This window comes from Paenibacillus sp. FSL R10-2778 (assembly GCF_038593035.1).
Classification (GTDB): domain Bacteria; phylum Bacillota; class Bacilli; order Paenibacillales; family Paenibacillaceae; genus Paenibacillus_AQ; species Paenibacillus_AQ odorifer.
In genome coordinates this window covers 2325061-2341107 of the sequence record NZ_CP151956.1, presented here as the reverse complement: position 1 = coordinate 2341107, position 16047 = coordinate 2325061, and the positions used below count along the sequence as shown (strand labels likewise).

Here is a 16047-nt window from a genome sequence, read left to right as displayed (position 1 = left end):
CTGACTGAATGTACGGAAATTTTACCGTACATTTCGGCGTTTCCAGCGGGATCAACGCATTGTACGGGATTTCTACCGTACAATTCGGCATTTCCAGCTGGTTCAGCGCATTGTACGGGATTTTTACCGTACAATTCGGCATTTCCAGCTGGATCAGCGCATTGTACGGGATTTCTACCGTACAATTCGGCATTTCCAGCTGGTTCAGCGCATTGTACGGGATTTTTACCGTACAATTCGGCATTTCCAGCTGGTTCAACGCATTGTACGGGATTTTTACCGTTCATTTGGACGTTTCCAGCAGGATCAGCGCATTGTACGGGATTTTTACCGTTCATTTCGGCATTCCTGGTATGTACAAGAACATTATGCTAGTCAGCTATTGATTTTTCTTTCGTTACTATCATGATCAGTAGTAAAAAAATCAAAACTAGTTGAATACCTAAATATATTATAGGAAAAAAATAGATAAGACTTATCTGATCAAAGTCAGGCTTAATATCAAAAAAACTTAAACCAACAACCCCTGAACCACTTGACTCTTTTCCTTGTAATTCTTTTAAATAAAATAGAATTCTCATGCTAGGAACAATACTAATAACTAACCAAGAAATGTTGTACCTAAGCTTTTCCGTCTTTAAAGCTATCTTGCAAGACACATTCAGGAGAATTATTGGGGCTGCATACATTATAAACATTTGTTTTACTACTTCTACTTCCAACTTCCCCGTTTTCATTCCCAAAAGGTAGATAATAATTAAATGCAAGAAAACAACAATGGTGACTTGTAGGAGTACTTTCATCCTTGTGCTTCTTAATTCACCTTTCAATCTATCACCTCTCACAAGTTATATTCTATTTTCTATAATTTTACAATGAAAAAATGGAGATACTGAGATACAACAACAAATAAAAAGAGAGCCGTGTGGTGAACACGACTCCCTCTTCATATAAACCGCATCAGTAGCGGCATATTTGCAAGGAGCTTAGCAATAAGCTGTCATCCTTGATTTATTTTTTAGCAATATGAACCTTCAGCTGCTTGCCCTTCACGGTGGTCTCTCTCATCGCTTGCAGCACCATTGCGCCTTTACCGTTCAAAATATCCACGTAGGTCACATTGTCCTGAATCGAGATAATCCCGATATCTTCGGCGGACATACCTTCAAGCTTTGCTATTGTGCCGACAAAATCCACGGCTCTTAGCTTCTTTTTCTTGCCGCCGTTGAAGTATAGCTTCATAATCTCTTTGTTTAAGCTTTCGCTTTTGTCCTTCTTGCGGACAGGCTGCTTATTGATCTTCTGCTCGAACGCTTCCTTTGCGTAGGCCACTGCGTCGTCCGAAGGAGCTTTCATATGCGGAATGCTGAAGCCAATATAGCTTTCGATTTCAGTTACCCACTTCTGCTCATTCGGAGTGACAAAAGTGATCGCTTTACCTGTCTTGCCTGCACGCGCGGTTCTGCCCGTACGATGCACGTAGCTTTCTTTTTCCAGTGGAATATCGTAATTAATCACATGGGTGATATTCTCGATATCAATCCCTCTAGCCGCCACATCGGTAGCGATTAAATAGCGGAATTGCCCTCTTTTAAAAGCATTCATGACCTCAAAGCGCTCATCCTGCTCCATACCCCCGTGGATCTTATCACAAGGATATTCCAGATCCGCCAGTCCTCTGAATACAGCATTCACCTGCTCTTGCGTACGGCAAAAAATAATACAGCTATCCGGATTCTCCACCGTAATGATATCGCTTAGCAAAGAGAATTTGGCAGCTTGTCTCACTTCAATCAATGCATGTTCAATCGTAGCCGTCGTAATTCCACTTGCCTGAATCTCGATATCTGTTGGATCGCTCATATATTTTAGGCACAAATTCTTAATGACTTCGGGTAAGGTAGCTGAGAATAACATCGTTACTCGCTCTTTGGGCAGCTGCTTAATGATCTTCTCGATCTGCTCAATAAAGCCCATGCTCAGCATTTCGTCAGCTTCATCGATGATCAAATATTTGATTCGATTTAGCGGAAGTGTGCCTCTTTCAATATGGTCAAATACGCGTCCAGGCGTACCTACGACAACATGTGTTTTTTGCGTAAGCTCTATCTTTTGAGGGGCAAAGGGCTGCTTGCCGAAGAGAGCAACTGCTTTAATCCGTTTAAAACGTCCGATGTTCGTAATATCCTCTTTCACCTGCATCGCAAGCTCCCGAGTTGGCGTAAGAATCAAAGCCTGCGGCTTATTCTCCACCCAATCCACCAGATCGCAAAGCGGAATACCATAAGCTCCCGTCTTGCCACTGCCTGTTTGCGATTTCACAATCAGATCCTTTTGCTGCAAAGCCACAGGAATTACCTTGCTCTGAACCTCCGTAGGTGTCATAAATTTCAGAACATCCAGTGCTTTAACTATCTCTTCGTTTAATTCATAATCTCTAAATTGCAATTCACTCATTCATTCAACCTCTTCTATGCCGATTGTTCTGGTTAAAGCGGAGACTCCGCGATCCTTCCATCTTGTGCATACTTATCATTATAACAGTTATTGGCGTCCTTGATTCCATTCCTTATAGAACTGGTCCAGAAAATTCAACATGAAATCATGCCGTTCTTCCGCTAACTTGCGTCCATAAGCCGTATTCATTAAGAATTTTAGTTTCAACAGCTTCTCATAAAAATGATTCACAGCCGTCCCTTTGCTATAATCCCTGTATTCCTTCTGCAGCGACTCCTCGCGTGGAGAAACTTCCGGATCATAAGCCGGACGTCCCTTTGCGCCTGAGAAAATAAAGGTTCTGGCAATGCCAATCGCGCCAAGTGCATCTAGTCGATCTGCATCCTGCACCACTTGACCTTCCAGAGTCTGCATAGGTTCTCCTCCACCACCACTAAAAGACATCGTTTCAACGATCAGCATGATATGACGAATTTGCTCCTCCTCTGTAAGGTTTGCCGTAAGCCAAGTGTGGACTTTAAGCAGACCTGCTTCTTTTGACGGATTAAGCTTCTCGTCTGCAACATCATGCAGCAAGGCTGCCATCGTACAGATAAAAACATCCGCACGCTCGATCTCAGCAATTTCACATGCCGTGCTGCGGACCCGATGGGTGTGCCACCAGTCATGCCCCGTAGTATCTTGTCCTAGTTGTTCTTTCACAAATTCTTCCGCCCGGGCTATTATTAAAGGTTGATTCATCGTCAACAAGCTCCCCTCACCTATGAAATATCGAAGCCCTATTATAGCTGATTGCCTGTCCATTCGCCTACTAAAAATCTTTGTTATAACAAATTCTTACTTGCACGGCTCCAAATGATCCGCTATAATCGGCAGTAATCAAAATGTCGAAGGGAATTGATTCTGATGAACACCATAACAATCATGCTGAATCAACTTCATTATTATCACAAACAGCGTTAGCAACCCTGAAATTCTCAGGGAGGCTAACGCTACTCGCGTTGGCCTCCCTGCGGCATAGATCACGCGCAGGACCATGAGGTCCTGCGCGTTTTTTTATTTCTAAACTATGCCAATTCAAAGGAGCTACTAACGATGCAAAACATTAAAGGAACTTATGATTACTTCGGAAAAGAGCAGGCGCTCAGAAAGAACATTCAAAATACGCTGCAGGATTTGTTCGAACTCTATGATTTTGAATCCATGGACACCACATTATTAAATGAACTGGAGTTATTAACCTCGAAATATGCAGGTGGGGATGAAATTCTCAAGGAGATGTACCAACTCACCGATCAAGGAAACCGCAAGCTGGGCTTACGATATGATCTGACCATCCCTTTTGCCAAAGTGATCGCCTTAAATCCTGGAATAGTGTTTCCCTTCAAGCGTTATGAGATCGGAAAAGTATTCCGTGATGGTCCCGTGAAACGTGGGCGCCTGCGTGAATTTCTGCAATGCGATGTTGATGTTGTTGGTATTTCAGGACCTGAGGCGGAAGCTGAATTGATGCAGCTGGCCACAGAAGCTTTTCGCAAGCTGGACATCCCGATCATCCTAAAATGGAACAACAGACGTTTTCTCGGTGAGATCCTGGAATCGATTGGTGTACCTGCCGAGGACCAACTGTCCGTTATGCTAACCTTGGATAAATTAGAAAAAATCAACCTCGTCGGCGTGAAAAATGAATTGATCAGCAAGGAAATCGAATCTGCAACCATCGCTGCTATTCTAGAGCTTATTGAAATGGACAATCCAAGCTTTGAGCAGTTATGCGAAAAATATAGTCTTACCGGACAACCGGGAGCAATGGAGGTTCTTGTCCTGCAAAAGCTGCTCCAAGACATTCAGCTGCAGCAGACTTGCCGTTTCGATCCCTTCTTATCCCGCGGGCTTTCTTTCTACACTGGAACCGTCTACGAGATCTTTGATGCATCCGGTTCCTTTACCTCAAGCTTGGGTGGTGGAGGCAGATATGACGCTATCATCGGACAGCTAGTGGGCAGAGAGGATATTCAATATCCGACGGTTGGCTTATCTTTTGGTATGGAGTCTATCATGGCGCTCCTTGCAGAACGTCCTATCCAAGAGCGCAAGACAGCAGAGGTTATGGTCATTCCGGTTGGCGAGACGCTCCCACAGGCTTTAATTGCAGCCGCCGAGCTCCGTGCCTGTTCTATCCGGACCAGTCTGGTATCCGGTAAAAGAAAACTTAAAAAGCAACTCGCCACAGCCTCATCACAAAAAATACGTTACGTTATTCTGATCGGCGAGAGTGAATCCAGTGCGGATAAGGTGCGTCTGAAGGATATGAAGGAACAAACAGAAGTTATAGTTCCATTAGATGAAGCCATCTACCTTATTACTGGATAAACTGTTGCCTTATATTCTTCTAAAAAGATCCGCATAAAAAAAGACCCCGCCGGCGACCGGCGGGGTAAAGTCTATATATAAGGGAGGTTATACATGTACTATAACCCTGCAAGCTTAATATTTTATGAAAAAGAGATAAGGATTCCCTTAATTCATTTCAAACCCCTAGATCTTAAACTTATCTACTAACCCCTGAAGCTCTTTGGCACTTTGAGTATTTTCATCGGCCATAGTAACCTCTAGGAATGTTTTTTCCACGATATCCGCCGTTTTCACCGCGATATCCTGAATCCCTATAGCTCCTTCGTTTACTGTAGCAGCTACCTCATTAACGGCAATATTAATACTCGATATGGCCATACTCAAATGATCGGCTGCGCTCTCGAATTGTTTTAACAGCGTATTTACAGTAGCAGCATCACTGTTGTATTGCTGACTTACCTCAGTTAATCGTTCATAATCTGCTAGGACATTCTGGTCAATAAAAGAAAGTAATGCCTCAGAATTCTCCTTCATGGATTCAACAGAGGAATATACACCTGTTACCACACCTTGAATTCCGGCCGCAATCTTAGACGACTTCTCAGCCAACTTCCGAATCTCACCAGCTACAACCGCAAAACCTTTACCTGCCTCCCCCGCTCTTGCCGCTTCTATAGCTGCATTCAGGGCCAGCAGATTGGTCTGACTGGCAATGGATAGAATCGTATCCGTCAGTACATTAATCTCTGCAATCGCGCTCGACTGCTCAATCGCTTTTTCCATATCGATTCGCACGGATTCATAAATTTGTTTAGCATTCGTCGTAGATTCTGTTGCCTCATCCTGAAGAGTCAGCGCCCGCTCACTAATTTGTCTAGAAACGGCAGCGCCTTCCTTCACATTATTGGTGATCCCGGATACATTGTTATCAATTTCAGTAATTGCTGCTGTCATTTCCTCTGTGGAGGCTGCGGTCTCTTCCATACCTGCCGATAGCTGCTGCGTAGTCGCTGAATTATCGTGGGCATTTTCCCGCACATCTATAGACAGCTTCTCCAGCGTTTCTGCATTTTCAAGCACTTTGGACGAGATCGTAATTAAACTTCCAGCCATCTCACGAAGTGTAGCCCGGGTGCTGAACATCGCTTTGGCGATCGTCCCTGTCTCATCTTTGTTTTTAGTCAAATACTCATACTCTGAGTCATGCGTCAAATTCAATTCTGCCGTTTTATTAATCATGTCCGTTAGTTTAACAATCGGAGAAGAGATTTTTTTAGCAAAATAAAGAGCAATCAGCAAGGCAATAATCAAACTTCCCACACCAAGAAATAAGTTGAAATTTCTCATATCAGTGACAGGTTTCACGATTTCATCGAGGTCTGCGGTTAATACAAGCAACCAGTGCGTCTCAGATAAAACTGTATAGGTTGATTTTTTTTCCACACCATTATATGTATTATTGAGCAGGCCATCCGCTACCTTCTCACCAGATTTCACACGCTCCATAACAGCTGCGATCTGCGTATTCTCAATAGGCTGACCAATTTGTGTTTTATCCGGATAATATAATTTATTGCCGTTCTCATCCAGTAAATAAGCGTAAGAGCTCGTCGTGTTTACCACTTTGGTATCGGCCAAATACTTAATGATACTATCTGCGGAAACAGCTGATGCAATAAATCCAATCATCTTTCCATTACTCTTTACGGGCTGTACAAAAGCCACTACATAAGCTCCTGTAGATTTTGATTTCAGCGTTTCACTGATCACAGGCTCAGCCGTCTCCATTACTCTTTTCGTATAATCTCTTTCACTAAAATCTGTCCCTATAAGCTTAGTATCACTGTCAGCCACACTAATACCTTTCATATCACTGACTAGAATGTGCTCAAGGTTTCCTGCTTCCTCCACAATGCTTTGTAGACTGGCGTTCACCTCATTCTGAAGCTTATCTCCTTTGTTAACTCCACCATTCCCAGCTTGCAGCAGTAGATCAACAATTTCCGAACGGCTCGCAATAAGCTCTGTGCTTCTCCGCTCTTTTGCTATCATGGCTGATATAGTCTGAGCTTTGTTCGTATTGACCTGCTTCATAGAATTCTCAGTAAGATTCACAATCGCCTGAGTTGATTTCAAATACGTAAATATCCCCATTACAGAAATACATAAAAGGGTCACACCTATCATAACAAGTGATAACTTTAGGCGAATCTTCATATTCTTTTCATCCTTCCGACTGCTTGTTCATTTGCGAACAATGAAATTGTAAATAATACAATTACTATCGGGTGGCAAAGTTGAATAGTGAATATAAATCGCGCAAAAATAAGAAATATATCATAAAATGTCGAAAATTTTCATGTAAATGAATAAAATATCACAGCTTTTAGGTCATATATCCTTCACAAGATGGTTAACAAGGCCTGTCATCTGTCCTAGAAGAACTAGGTGGTTCTAGCTGAGAGACCGTATTCGCTTGCATTAATGCACCCTCACTTAACAGTCGTTTAGTTCTACTACGTAAAAATAGACCAGACATCGCAGCGAGTATTTGTTGGAATAACATCCCCGAAATTACTGGAAGCGCGACAGCAGGAGGAAAATATTTCACCGCTAATACAGCTCCTGCACTTAAATTCCGCATACCCGAATTAAACTGCACCGCAACGGAATCTTCATAACTAAAGCGGAAACGGCGTGACACCAAAGCTCCGATCACATAGCCAAGCACAACGGTTATGAAGGTCACTCCAATAATGATCGCTAATTTGCCATCCGGATGTTTCAGATAACGGGCAATGCTGGCCCCATTAATAGAAACAACTACAAACAATCCGACTTTAACAAACGGAGCAAGCGGCGGACCACATACCGTATTTACTTTCCCTTTTGTCCATTGATTCAGCAGCATCCCAACTACAGAAGGAATGACTACCATCCATAGCAGCCCTTTCATCATATCGCCTAGCTGAATTTCAACACTCGCTCCCATCAGCAAATATAAGGTACCCGGGACAACAATGGGCGACAAGAGCGTATCAATCAGAATAAGCGCCAATGTCAGCGCAATATTCCCTCCGTACATCGACACCCATACCACACTTACAACACCTGTAGGAATCGCGAACAACAATACATAACCAGTTACTGTATATGGATCTCCCGGAAAAAAAGCCATGGCTGCAAGCCAGCCGATCAGCGGCATTACAATATGTAAAATTACCATTAGAATAATCAGCTTCTGAGGTTTCAGAAGTACCCCCAACAGATCCTTTAGGTTGGACTTCAAGCTACCGATCAGCGTCATTACAGCAAAAATCCAGGGCACGAGACCTGTGAACGGCAGCAGTCTGCTTTCGTTAAGTACGCCGACCACGATGGCCGTGGGTGTTAATAACGGCATAATCTTTTCTAGAACAACATTAGATTTGATGAGTCCATTTCTTATATTAGCAAACACTTGGCAGTACACCTTATGTATGAAGCTCATACATCCCTTATCTTTGTTTTTTATTAAGTCTACCATAAAAAAATAGGAACCAATTCTTAAATTGGTCCCTCGAATTAATCTATATAGAGTGTTAAACTTCTATGCCTTGTGGAAACAATGCATCCAGTGCTGGGCAGGGTTGCTTATCCAAAAACTGTGCCAATGGCGCTGGCATATTATTGTATAAATCTTTTAGTGAAGTTCCTTGATAAATGTTGCCGATAATCACCGGATGGCAAAGCTCTGAAATCAAAATGTCGCCATTTCCATGCAGATGAAGCTGCTTCTTCCCCTCAATACAGTGAGGAAAATACACACCCGGCTGCTCTTCGAACCCAAGGGCGTCCATAAAGCGGTCCATACAGGTGAAATACAGAATCGTATCTTCTTTCTTCCGTGCGATCAGCTCGCTCACTGCATTCTTTAATTGTTCCCGTGCAGCTATAGACTTCCAACCCGTATGATCCATGATAATACTGTTCTGAATTTCATGTGTGCGCACGCCCATTGCGTAGACATGATCGCTGATCTCCTTCATATTATCCTGGGTTTCACTGAACAGCAGCGTCTCCAGTACGGTATCCACACTTGTTGCAGCGAATAGGGTAATATTTTCTCTTATTTTTTCATAGATGCTTGGATGAATATTATAATATTTTGAGAAAGCTTCCGCAGTAGTAAAATTGAAGGAAATATGTATAGTCGTTAATCCTGCGGAGACCAATTGGCCAATTCGTTCAGCATTTAAAAGACTGCCGTTGGAATTTAACTGTGTCTGAATCCCTCTGGATGCGCAGTAGGTTACAATTTCCACACAGTCATCGAATTTCAGCGTCACTTCTCCACCTGATAAGCGTACTCTTTTAAGGCCTGGAAGTTCGTCCAGAATGCGGATGACCTCTTTTGCTTTGATGCTTTGTCCATCATTTCTATTATATGCACAGCAATAATCGCAGCGGAAATTACAGTTCGAAGTTACCCCTATTTCTAACCCTTCCAGCTCATAAGTAAGCGGTTTGTCGAGCTCTAATGCTTTATATCTCATACTCTAAAGTCCTCCTGAAAAATAATGAATTTAGTTCAAAAGTTCAACCTTAGAGATTATATAGGTTTATGGCTTAGGTTAATGTGAGTTTTATAACATTCGAATTGCCAGCTATAACAGCTAACGATCGTGACTACGGAAATATCCGTTCTTCCAACCGGATTTTTCTCCAGTTTCCTTTGTTATTACCGTATCAATTGGTAATTTTACATTACTTTCACTCTGGATTATATAGACCATTTTAAATTAAAGGAGCTTCTATATGAAGAAAGAACGGTACTCTCGAAGCGCATTCCTGAATCTCTCCTTCATTCGATTATGTTAATCATTGACAGATTTTCATAAGATCTTATATACTAATAAAGAGCCAAAATATAGTATTTTTGGTAAAAAAGGAGGATTATGATGATATTCCGAAAAATTGCCTCATTAGTACTGATTAGTTCTTTACTTCTTGGATCAACAGGTGTTGTAAGCGCTTCAAGTAGCAACAACAACGATGTCGAAGCACAGATTAGTAAGATTTATCAAGAAAGAGCGGATCTACTGGGAGAACATAAGGCTGGCTACGAAATAGAATATGAAAAGCTAGGGAAGGAACTAGAATCTTTGGGGGTAGATTTTTTAACTCCAGAGGAAGCACAAGTTGTAATAGCACAAAAAAAATCCTTAGGAACAGACAGCTCACAAATACAACCATTTGTTGATTTACCGGCGAGCACAAACATTGTTTGGTCTAGTTTCCGGTCTAACTGGGTCAAAAATGGGGTTACATATGAAGTTCAACATGTAACGGCAGAATCTAATGCTCAAAATTCTGCACTCAAAAATACGGGAGTAACGTTTCTTTCAAACTCAAATTCGTTGCAAGCGGGGGTTTCCAATCTTTTGGTGTCAGCTGCGACAACTACTCTTGGTTCATTTAATAGTTATGTAGGTGCTACCATAACTATATATGACGCGGTAAAGAACTTTATTTCTGATTCTAACTTTAGTAAAACAACTACAGTCAAAAATATTTCGGCGAGTTATACTTGGAACTGGTACGAATCAGTAGATTTTATGTTTATAAAAGAAGCTAGCAAGTCTGATTCTTATCAAAGTTTAGCATTAATTACTAGTACAGTTAGCGGCGCTAGTGCATATTCTATTCCTACGTTTAGCTATGCTTCAACAACTGGTGCCACAACAAATGCAACAATAAATCAGGGATCATCGAAACAATTTAGTTATACTGCCCTGTATCATAGAGATTCTTCTGCCGCAATAAATTATTATCTCAGCGGGCCTACTGCAACTTCTTTCATAACAAAAATTACTCTTACCGGGATTGATGGTAAAACCGTTCAAACTATTACCCCTGCTATGCCTATGGGTATGGGTTATTTATTGTAATAGATTTCAATTATTTGAAGTTGAGATTTGCGTCAAAGCGTTTTTGACGTAAATCTCAACTATTTTAATTTGGAGGGGAATTATGAGATTAAAGAAACCTATAACCTTAATTTCAGTTGTACTATTTTTAGTGCTAATAGGTGTTGCTTTGTTTTTATATAACTACAATTTCCCGAAAAAGGTTAACGTAGAACGTACTGCCGTCGTGTTCACCCTTAACAACTCTGCTTCAGCTAAAAGTACCATAATTAAGGTTAATGGGACACTATATAAACCAATATTTGGTCAAAAGAAATTTGTTGGAAATGTCTCAATAGATGCCTATGACTTCACAAAAGATCAAGAGGTCACTGTATATATCACTAAAAGAAATAAAGGCATAAATATGAGTACTCTATTTTATCTAGACTCCTCCGCACCATACGAAATAAATCAATACGCTCTAATGTGGTTTGATGATAAATTTGAAAACATCAATATTTGGCCATCTACTAACTGGATAGATGTTAAAGAGAAGAATTTGGCTTTCATTGCTACGGGTTCTAATTATGAACAAGCATTACAAACTCAAATAATGATGAGAAAGAAATTTGGTGATATGTTTGTTCCTCATGAATATGATTCGTTAGTTAAATGACTTGAGTATTGCGATTAATGGAATTGATCCGATCAATAGAAAAGCCCTCTGCAGATGCAGAGGCCAATAAAGAACTTACAATTTTTCTGTGCTACTGCTTAATGAACGATAAAACACAACACCTGCTCCGAACTTCGGACTGGTTTCGTATTTTTGGTCTCTTTATGCCCTCAGTTGTGTTCACCTCCAACACTCGAAAGATTGGCGTTAAACGCTTATGAAGACAGCAATCGGCTGCCAGTTACGGAGGCTAATTATCCACGCCATCCATTTATCCATTTTTTCTTGAGATTTTGCATGTGCATAGTTATATCGTTGAGTGTAACCTCTGTATCTAAATAACGTTCTTCATACTTTGGTATTAAAAGATACTCGCAAGCAGCGGCATAGCAGTCCAATTGTTCAACACTCTCGTCTGATATTCTCTCTAAACAGTTGCATTCTGCCCATAAAAAAACCTTAGGTAGATAAAACACCCACCTTCAATAGTATTTATTCTATAGAGAACAGAAAAAACCTATCGCCTCCAAAGAGGCGATAGGTTTAACCTTCGCGGTACCACTCTTTTTGATCGTTGCTGCTTACTCTACTGACTTCCCCATCTCGTTCCAGACAGGCTGTCCGATCAGACCTAAACGCCAGATTGCAATTCCTTTAAGGCCATAACGTTTAGCAAGTCCTACCTTCGAATTCACTGAAGATTCGTTTTCGCTATACACAGAGATCCCGAGGATCAGCTTATCCTTACTCACTTGCTGAAGCGCAAGCCGGATGCCTTCATCAACTAAACTCATCGGCTCTGGAACTTTTTTCTCTTGTAAATAATCGTACGCCATAATGACCAAATCATCTGCAAGTGTTCCTAAAGTTTTGTAATCATAACCTTTATAAGAACTATTTAATGGATGAAGAATAACGGTAAGTTTAAGTCCTGCTGCATGTGCTTTTTGTGATAGGTTTTTCACAAAAGCATTGTAATCCGCTTGCACCTTCGCCTTATCACCTGTTAGACCTAGGCCCTCCAGATCCAGGGTAATGCCTTGGAATCCTTTTTGCGTTGCAAGATCTACGATTCCAGTAATCGTCTGTTCTTGAAGCTGCTTATCTTCCAGGTTCTTAGTTAATTCTGATGCGGTATCTCCAGAGAAGACCATCAGATAAGGAGCTGTTCCACCTGCCGCTGCATTCGTGACAATTGATTCTGGTGTTACGTCACCAGCCGCCTGAGGCCATTTGAAATCAGTCCCCGTTGTGGTGAATTGCCCGCTTTTATCAATCCCACTCCAACCGAAGGCCACAGCATCAAAATTAGGAAGTAAGGAAATCTCACTATAAGAACTCAGCGCATAGAAACCAAGAGTGTACAGCTCAGTCTTCGGCGAAGTAATAGATACGGTCTTCGTGGATTGATTCCAAGCTACACCCGCACCAAACTGCTGGCCAAAGAAGCTAAGGGGAATCATCGTTGTATCCCGGATCGTTTGCGGAGCAACTCCTAACTTCACAACCGCGCCGTTAACACCTGCATTTTTGCTGCCAAGGGTCAGGGTTACGACTTTGATCCCTGCAGTATCTGTTTTGGTAGCCGTAATTTTCTTCTGCGCTTGATTCCACTCGACATTAATTCCCAAAGCTTCAGATATAGCTCGGAATGGCACCATCGTTGTTCCGCTCATCACAACAGGTTCTACTGGAAAGGGTAGTGGATAACCATCCAGCACAATACTAACTCCACCAGCTGTGGCTGCCTGTGTGGTATTTTGGAATAACGCCGTGGTGCCTCCTAGCGAAATAGCCATACATAATACTAATTTACCGATTCGCTTATTCATGAATGTTAAGTCTCCCTCTTCTATGATATGCAGTCTAATCTTGTAAACTCTTATATGTCCTCTACCATTTTACCAAAGATTATCCAATTGTAAAATTAATAGATTGTCATCTTTGAGCTTCGAAATTATTTGTCATATTAGAAGAGGTCGGCAAAATTACATAAACACGCTCAAAAAGGTTCCCACTGCTCGTTCAACATCTACATCCACTGCAACTTGTATGGGTTTACCCACTTTTGGCTGAGCCCGCAAGTCCGCTACGACCATTCCCGATGTAAACTCACCTTTATGCTCCACACGAACATTCATCTCTTTGTAGGTTACTAGATCTGGTTGCAGCGCAACCATAAGTGCGAGTGGATCATGCAGCGGTGCGCTGTTGATCAAAAAGTTCGCTTCACGATAGAAATTAAAATAATGAGTAAGCGATTGTTCCATAAACGAAATGATCGCTTTATTTTCTTCACGTCCAAAACGGTTTAATAAATCGATATGCTCTTGTGTAATCCGCGTCTTAAGCGTAACGTCTAGACCCACCATCATAACAGGAAGCCCAGATGTAAATACATGATCAGCAGCTTCCGGATCCCCAGCAATATTCGCTTCCGCAACCGGTGTTCTATTGCCGGGATTGAAGATCGTACCGCCCATCACCACTACTTTTTTCAAAGTATTCTTAATACCAGGGTCTATATCAAGCGCCATTGAAAGGTTGGTTAAATGTGCCAGTGTGACTAATACAATCTCTCCGGGATTCTCATTAGCCATCCGAACAATAAACTCAGATGCAGTTTCGCTAATGGGACGCTGGCTGGATGGAGCAATTTCCACATTGCCAATACCGTTCTCACCATGCACATGAGTGGCGTAGCCTGAGTGTTCACGAACAAGTGCCTTGGATGCTCCGATCGCTACAGGAATCTCATAACCGGGCTTAGCAAGCTCAATTAGCCGCAGTGAATTGTCCGCCGCCTTTTCGACCTCAATATTTCCAAAAACGGTTGTAATTCCTTCTACAATTACGTTTGGAGCACGTAAGGCATATAGAATCGCCAGTGCATCGTCAATACCTGTATCTGCATCAATAATAATTCGTGTTTTGCTCATTTATGTTCTCTCCCATTATGTTTTTTCATAAAAACTATCATATCACGGCCAACGAGGATCGCTCAATTTTTATTCAATTCCTGTTCTTTAAAAGCATCAATAAACCGCTCAGGATCACACTCTATCAAATAAGCATACACGCCCTTACTCGTGTGGAGATAGAACATACCACCCATATCCCCCATTGAGCGATAAGACATATCGAAAATATCTTTTAGCGGGAATTCCCGATGACGAGTTACAATTCTATCTTGATACAGATACATTAGCCGATTGGAAGCAACACTTCGTTGTTCTCCATCCCTAATTTCCCGTTGTATCTTATAATACGGAAGCTGAGCTACCCATTTCATTTGCAGTCCTCCTGCATGTCGTAATGGACTCCATTTTATTATTCTTTTTACCCTATTGCAAAATAAAGAAGCTTAACGATCCCATTAGCGGAATCATCAAGCTTCAGTAATCACCGTTTATTTCGTTGTATAAGCTGCGGCTGCCTTACAAAAGCGTTCCAATGCCTCAACTAACGTGGATCTCGGACAAGCCAGATTAATCCGCAGATGGCCTTTGCCTTCTGTTCCGAAAACAGAACCTTCATTAAACGCAACTTTAGCTTCTTTGTACATCAGCTGCTTCAGACCGTCTATTTCCAAGTTCAGTTCGCGGCAATCCACCCAGAGCAGGTAGGTTCCTTGCGGCTGCATCACATGAACCTGTGGTAAATGCTCCGCCAAATAGCTGACCGTATAATCCACATTATCTGATACATATTGTAACAGCTCATCCAGCCATTCTTCTCCGTCATTGTAAGCGGCTTGTACCGCTCCTTGCGCAAAGAAACTAGCCATATGTAAGCTCAAGGCTTTCATTTTTTGATCGAATTTACGTTTCAATTCCGGATTCGAGGACACGATAAAAGAGGATTGAAGTCCCGGAAGATTGAAGGTTTTGGTCGCGGCAAGTGTAGTTAACGTAATATTGGCAATTTCCTCAGACAAGGATGCAAAAGGAATATGCTCATACCCTGGAAGCGCCAAATCACAATGGATCTCATCAGAGATTACTGTCACTCCGTGACGCAAGCACAGTTCACCGAGCTTCAACAGCTCTTCTCTTTCCCATACTCTACCGCCTGGATTATGCGGACTGCATAACAGCAGCAGCTTCGCGCCCCCCAACATCAGCCCTTCTAACTGCTCATAATCCATCTCAAAGCGCCCATTACGGACGATAAGCGGATTTTTGGCAACCTTCCGGTCATTCATCTGAATGACATCATAGAAGGGATAATAAACTGGCGATTGTAAAATAACCTCGTCCCCAGGCTCAGTAAACAGTTCAACAGAGAGACTTAAGGAAGTTACAATTCCGGGAGAATCTGAAATCCACTCCGGTTTGATCTGCCAATCATGCCGTCTTTTAAACCATGACGTGATGGCTTCTTTATAAGTATCACTAGGTACACTATAACCGTAAACTCCTTGTTCTGCGCGGCGCAGAATGGCTTCCTTCACTGCGGGAGGACTTTCAAAATCCATGTCTGCCACCCAAAGCGGCATAATATCCTTCTCACCGAATAACTTCTCGGATTGGTCCCATTTGTAAGAGCTAGTATTACGGCGGTCAATTACGCGATCGAAATCATACTTCAACTAAAGTCACCTCATCCTTATAAACTTATCTTTTATTGTATCATGAGGAAACCGATATAGCATCTTAAGATAGAATC

Annotated in this window: 14 protein-coding genes; 4 read left to right on the top strand and 10 right to left on the bottom strand. The window is 41.9% G+C overall.

Going from position 1 to position 16047, the window contains the following annotated elements:
- The first annotated feature begins 8 nt into the window (after positions 1 to 8).
- Positions 9 to 386, top strand: a complete 378-nt coding sequence (locus NST40_RS10125; protein ID WP_342410651.1) for a hypothetical protein — start codon at positions 9 to 11, stop codon at positions 384 to 386.
- On the opposite strand, the gene NST40_RS10120 is transcribed toward NST40_RS10125, so the two are convergent.
- From NST40_RS10120 to NST40_RS10110, 3 genes are all read right to left on the bottom strand, one after another.
- Positions 372 to 830: a hypothetical protein gene (locus tag NST40_RS10120; RefSeq protein WP_076219371.1), complete on the bottom strand. Its 459-nt coding sequence runs from the start codon at positions 828 to 830 to the stop codon at positions 372 to 374. The genes NST40_RS10125 and NST40_RS10120 overlap by 15 nt on opposite strands.
- A 181-nt stretch (positions 831 to 1011) precedes the next feature.
- Positions 1012 to 2457 (bottom strand): DEAD/DEAH box helicase, encoded by a 1446-nt coding sequence (locus tag NST40_RS10115; RefSeq protein WP_076276370.1) that lies wholly within the window; start codon positions 2455 to 2457, stop codon positions 1012 to 1014.
- Between the two features lie 87 nt (positions 2458 to 2544).
- The gene (locus NST40_RS10110; protein ID WP_076276371.1) at positions 2545 to 3198 is read right to left on the bottom strand and encodes an HD domain-containing protein; all 654 of its coding nucleotides are present in this window, start codon (positions 3196 to 3198) and stop codon (positions 2545 to 2547) included.
- 354 nt (positions 3199 to 3552) lie between these two features.
- On the opposite strand from NST40_RS10110, the gene NST40_RS10105 reads away from it, so the two are divergent.
- A complete protein-coding gene (locus NST40_RS10105; protein WP_342410650.1) occupies positions 3553 to 4830 on the top strand; it encodes a histidine--tRNA ligase in 1278 nt (425 codons plus the stop codon).
- Positions 4831 to 4995: 165 nt separating this feature from the next.
- Here NST40_RS10105 and NST40_RS10100 read toward each other — a convergent pair whose 3' ends face one another.
- The 3 genes from NST40_RS10100 to NST40_RS10090 all read right to left on the bottom strand — a co-directional run bounded on the left by NST40_RS10100 (position 4996) and on the right by NST40_RS10090 (position 9347).
- Entirely contained in the window at positions 4996 to 7029 is a 2034-nt protein-coding gene (locus NST40_RS10100) for a methyl-accepting chemotaxis protein (protein ID WP_342410649.1), read from the bottom strand.
- Between the two features lie 196 nt (positions 7030 to 7225).
- Positions 7226 to 8272 carry a bile acid:sodium symporter family protein gene (locus NST40_RS10095; protein ID WP_076276373.1) on the bottom strand — a complete coding sequence of 349 codons (1047 nt, stop codon included), beginning with the start codon at positions 8270 to 8272 and terminating at the stop codon, positions 7226 to 7228.
- Between the two features lie 121 nt (positions 8273 to 8393).
- Positions 8394 to 9347: a radical SAM protein gene (locus NST40_RS10090; RefSeq protein ID WP_038569765.1), complete on the bottom strand. Its 954-nt coding sequence runs from the start codon at positions 9345 to 9347 to the stop codon at positions 8394 to 8396.
- Between the two features lie 402 nt (positions 9348 to 9749).
- Between NST40_RS10090 and NST40_RS10085 the strand changes: the two genes are divergently transcribed.
- Both NST40_RS10085 and NST40_RS10080 read left to right on the top strand, forming a co-directional pair.
- On the top strand, positions 9750 to 10742 hold the full coding sequence (locus NST40_RS10085; RefSeq protein ID WP_339247713.1) for a hypothetical protein: 993 nt from the start codon (positions 9750 to 9752) through the stop codon (positions 10740 to 10742).
- A gap of 82 nt (positions 10743 to 10824) precedes the next feature.
- Positions 10825 to 11379: a hypothetical protein gene (locus NST40_RS10080; protein ID WP_076276375.1), complete on the top strand. Its 555-nt coding sequence runs from the start codon at positions 10825 to 10827 to the stop codon at positions 11377 to 11379.
- A 581-nt stretch (positions 11380 to 11960) separates the two neighbouring features.
- Here NST40_RS10080 and NST40_RS10075 read toward each other — a convergent pair.
- The 4 genes from NST40_RS10075 to NST40_RS10060 all read right to left on the bottom strand — a co-directional run bounded on the left by NST40_RS10075 (position 11961) and on the right by NST40_RS10060 (position 15970).
- On the bottom strand, positions 11961 to 13178 hold the full coding sequence (locus tag NST40_RS10075) for a stalk domain-containing protein (protein ID WP_256718966.1): 1218 nt from the start codon (positions 13176 to 13178) through the stop codon (positions 11961 to 11963).
- Between the two features lie 189 nt (positions 13179 to 13367).
- Complete coding sequence (locus NST40_RS10070; RefSeq protein WP_076276377.1) at positions 13368 to 14318, bottom strand: nucleoside hydrolase; 951 nt, start codon at positions 14316 to 14318, stop codon at positions 13368 to 13370.
- A 62-nt stretch (positions 14319 to 14380) separates the two neighbouring features.
- Positions 14381 to 14671 carry a hypothetical protein gene (locus NST40_RS10065; RefSeq protein ID WP_076276378.1) on the bottom strand — a complete coding sequence of 97 codons (291 nt, stop codon included), beginning with the start codon at positions 14669 to 14671 and terminating at the stop codon, positions 14381 to 14383.
- A gap of 117 nt (positions 14672 to 14788) precedes the next feature.
- Positions 14789 to 15970, bottom strand: coding sequence for a MalY/PatB family protein (locus NST40_RS10060; RefSeq protein WP_076125027.1), 1182 nt, complete (start codon positions 15968 to 15970; stop codon positions 14789 to 14791).
- Between the last annotated feature and the right edge of the window lie 77 nt (positions 15971 to 16047).